Annotated in this window: 4 protein-coding genes; 3 read left to right on the plus strand and 1 reads right to left on the minus strand. The window is 48.0% G+C overall.

Features of this window, described 5'->3' with window-relative positions; all coding sequences use genetic code 11:
* Window positions 1-284 precede the first annotated feature (284 nt).
* Genes OXG10_08900 through OXG10_08910 form a run of 3 tightly spaced genes read left to right on the plus strand, consistent with a single transcriptional unit; the run spans window position 285 to window position 3,229 of the window.
* A complete protein-coding gene (locus tag OXG10_08900) occupies window positions 285-1,901 on the plus strand; it encodes a LysM peptidoglycan-binding domain-containing protein (GenBank protein ID MCY3827470.1) in 1,617 nt (538 codons plus the stop codon).
* 7 nt (window positions 1,902-1,908) lie between these two features.
* Complete coding sequence (locus OXG10_08905) at window positions 1,909-2,553, plus strand: hypothetical protein (GenBank protein ID MCY3827471.1); 645 nt, start codon at window positions 1,909-1,911, stop codon at window positions 2,551-2,553.
* Window positions 2,554-2,578: 25 nt separating this feature from the next.
* Window positions 2,579-3,229: a hypothetical protein gene (locus OXG10_08910; GenBank protein MCY3827472.1), complete on the plus strand. Its 651-nt coding sequence runs from the start codon at window positions 2,579-2,581 to the stop codon at window positions 3,227-3,229.
* 2 nt (window positions 3,230-3,231) lie between these two features.
* Here OXG10_08910 and OXG10_08915 read toward each other — a convergent pair whose 3' ends face one another.
* Window positions 3,232-3,897, minus strand: a complete 666-nt coding sequence (locus OXG10_08915; protein ID MCY3827473.1) for a PIG-L family deacetylase — start codon at window positions 3,895-3,897, stop codon at window positions 3,232-3,234.
* Window positions 3,898-4,071: the final 174 nt, after the last annotated feature.

The following is a 4,071-nucleotide window of genomic DNA, read 5'->3' on the forward strand; positions in this document are numbered from 1 at the left end:
AAGTGGTAAGATTCTTCAGGAAGTCGCTTGAATCAATAATTTTGCAAGAGGCTCTTATGTATATAATTCCCAAAAATAACAACCCGAAAAATCCCGTTCTTACCAGTTATTACTAAATTTCCATAACATACTTTGACTATTGAAACTATGTGGTTAGAATTATTGTACAAATAACTTACGGAAAAATAAACCGAAAGTCCCTCCGCGGGGTATTGTCGTCCCACCCTTTTGACTTAAGAATCACAGTAGTTAAGATGGACGGGATTTCCGCAGAGAAAATCAACATGAACTTAACAGTCATACTTAGTATTCTCCTCGCCGTTTTTTTCCCGTGGGCATCCGTCACCGCCTCAAGCCTGACGCAACTCCCTGAGCATGTCCAAGGGGCACAGGCAGAGTCCACCGAGCTAACCGAAAAAGTCCCAGAAGCTGAGCCTACAGACACTTTGCGGAGCCCCGAAGACAAGAGCAAAAAAGCTGAGGAAACCGCAAAAACAGATACGAATCCTGCAGCCCAGTCATCCCTTAGTTCTGACGAACAAGGCCCACAGGCCCAGCAGACAGAGACTGGAACCGAAGAAATCTCAGAGGCCGAACCCACAGACGCTTCGCAGAGCTACGAAGACATAAAATTCGAGATAAAAAGAAACTCAAAGGTTGATCGCTATATCCGACGGTTCTCAGGAAAAGGAAAACAAAATTTCGCCGTGATTCTCAAACGCTCCGGGAAATATCTTCCGGAGATAAAGGAAATGCTTCGCTCCGAAGGTGTTCCCCAGGAGATTGCATATCTGCCTATTATAGAAAGCGGGTTTAATCCACGCGCCGTTTCAAGAAAAAACGCTGTCGGGCTATGGCAATTCATAAGGCCGACCGGACTGAAATACGGACTGAAAATAAACTACTGGGTAGACGAGAGAATGCACGCCGAGAAATCGACCTTGGCGGCAGCCAGATATCTAAGGAAGTTGTATGAGGAATTCGGTTCATGGGAACTTGCCCTCGCCGCCTACAACTGCGGAGAGAAGAGAGTGGCGAAGGCTATCAGGAGAACAGGTTCAACCGATTTCTGGACAGTATCAAGAAGGCTTCCCAGGGAAACAAGAAACTACGTGCCGAAATTCAACGCCGCTTTGATAATAGCCAAGAACCCTGAGAAATACGGTTTCAGGATTACGGAAACGGGGAGAGACTACGAAGCCGTGAGCGTTCCACCCAGAAAAAGTATTGCGGAAATCGCCAACCTCCTTGACATGGGATACAAGGAGATTTCCAATTACAACCCTTCGCTCGTCGGACTTTCCACTCCCCCCGGAAAGAGCTATAAGCTCAAGGTTCCCAAAGGTTACGGAGAAAAACTCCTTGCCGTTAAAAGCGAAGTGGAGACCCTGAAGGACGTTAAGACTCCTTTCAGGACAAGGCCGGTAAGATACACCGTAAAGACTGACGACAGCCTCTGGAAGATAGCCAGGAAGTTCGGAACGTCCGTCGAGAAACTCAAGTACGCAAACGATCTCTCGGGTACGATCATACGCCCCGGCCAGAGGCTTAAGATACCCGCAAGAGGAAACGTCATATACGTAAAGCACAAAATCCGCCCCGGGGAAAATATTTACGTTCTGGCAAAAAGATACGGAACTTCAATCGACGAAATAAAAAGGGCTAACAACCTCAAGGGATCCCTTATAATAGCGGGGAAAACCCTTTCCATTCCACAGAGGCTTTCCCACTCTTACGTGCCGCAGGACGTTCCGAAGAAGGTGCACCACAAGATAATCCCCGGCGACACGCTGAGCGAGCTGGCGCTTCGTTACAGAGTGTCGGTTTCCCAGATCAAGAGGTGGAACAACATGTCTTCAACCATGCTGATCGCCGGAAGAAACCTCGTCATCTACAAATAAATCCCGGATGCTGACAGTACGGTCAATAAGAAAAGACCTTCCGCACAAAGCCCCGGAAATAAGAAAGAAACTCGGGGAATTTGAGAATATCATCAAAAACGCCTCCGAAGAAGCAATCTTCGAAGAACTCGTCTTCTGCATATTCACGGCCGGAACGAGCGCCAAGATGGGACTGAGTGCGCTTAGTGCCGTAAGAAGCATACTCCCGAGGGCAAGCGAGGACGAACTGAGGGCAAGACTGCGGGGAGTTTACAGATTCCCAAACGTGCGCTCAAAACACGTGATCCACACAAGAGACTATTTGGCCAGCAGATACGGGCTCAGGCTAAGACCGCTTCTTCTTTCCTTTGAAGATCCGGCAGAGCGAAGAGACTTTTTCGCGCTCAACAAGGATATAAAGGGGCTCGGTTTTAAGGAAGCAAGCCATTTTCTAAGAAATGTTGGTTTTCGCGGCTACGCAATTCTTGACAAACACATACTCCAGTGTCTCTTCGAGCTAGGTATAACGGAATCTCCGCGGGCACCGCACTCAAGATCAAAATACATTGAGATTGAGAACAAGTTCAAGAAATTCACGGAGAAAAACGGATTTGATTTCGATGAAATGGATCTGTTTCTGTGGAGCGAGAAAACAGGCAAAATACTGAAATGACGCCTCGGAAAACAGGGTCCCTCGGATGACGGAAGAAGAAAAACTGGAGCTTCTGGAACTCTACGAGCTTAAAAAAGAAGAGATACAGGACCGGCTTCTGGAATTCAAGCAGGCTTTTCGGGAGGCTGACGACCGCCAGATCTTCCGTGAACTTTCATTCTGCATACTGAGTTCCGGGGTCGGCCCCAAAATAGCCGGCCAATGCATGAGCGTCATAGGAGAAAGGCTCGTGGACGGAGAAGAAGACGAACTGCTGGAACGTATTGGAGCAATTCACAAATATGCCGAGAACGCATCCCGCTATATCGTTTTCACCAGAGAATATCTTAGGAAAGAACACGGATTTCTTCTAAAATCACTTGTCAGTTCCTTTGAAGACAGGGTGGAAAGAAGAGATTTCTTCGCGAAAAATCCCGGGATAAAAGGACTCGGATACATGCAGGCAAGCCATTTTCTGAGGAATCTGGGATTCTCAGGCTATGCGATTCTTGACCGAAACAATCTGGCATCCCTTTTCGAACTGGGGATCATAGGCGAAACGAAGTATCCCCTGACAAAAAAAAGATACCTTGAAACCGAAAACCTTATGACGGAAGCCTCTCGCGAACTGGGAATCAGTCTTGATGAGTTTGACCTGCTTCTCTGGTCAAGGAAAAGAAAATACGTTCCGAGATAAGGTCACCCGGAGTCATGCTTTATGAAGACCTCGGCCCAAAGCGGCGCGAATCCGTCCGCGGTGTCGTGAAAAGCCCCCCTGTACCTGTTAAGGCCCATTATGCCGTCTGTGTAGTCCTTGTAGGACGTCTGGCTCATGTGCGCCTCAATCGCCTGGCGCTTGCGGTCGGCAAAAGACGTTATATCCTCGATCCGGTCGTATGAAGGAAAAGGCGTCCACACCTCATAGAACCAGCATTCACACTCAAAAGGGCTTTCCCCAAGCGCCGCGTTGAGACAATCAAGCGTCAGGCGGGAAACCGTCCTGTGGGTTCTGTGCTTGTCAATTTCAGGATGCGGGAGGTATATCTCCCCCGGGCGGAGATTTGTTATTACTTCCGCCATTCTGGAACTGAATTCACGCTTGTTCGAATCGGACTCCATGTCGGAGAACCCCAGAAGAGAAACCTCCACTCCGAGTATCTCTGAGGATGTCCTAACTTCCCGTTCCCTTGTCTGCACAAGCTCTTCCTGCGAAATACCAAGGGGATTCGCACTTCTCCTTCCATCCGTAACGATAACGGAAACCACGTCAACACCTTTTTCCAGAAGCAGGCAGGCAGTTCCTCCCATGCCTATTTCAAGGTCATCCGGGTGCGGAGAAACTATAAGGGCTTTTGTCTCTTGCATATCGGTCCTTCTCAGTGAAAAGAGTACCGGAATCTAAATTACACCGTGAACTCAAATTAGGAAAATACCAATAATGCCCTGTTGCGCGTTTTGTCGAGAAAGCTAAAGAAGGAAATTCAAAAATGGAATCGAGCAGGCAATGGATAAAACGGCAGAGGTGAAAACAGACTATCA

Source organism: Candidatus Dadabacteria bacterium (assembly GCA_026706695.1).
Classification (GTDB): Bacteria; Desulfobacterota_D; UBA1144; order Nemesobacterales; family Nemesobacteraceae; genus Nemesobacter.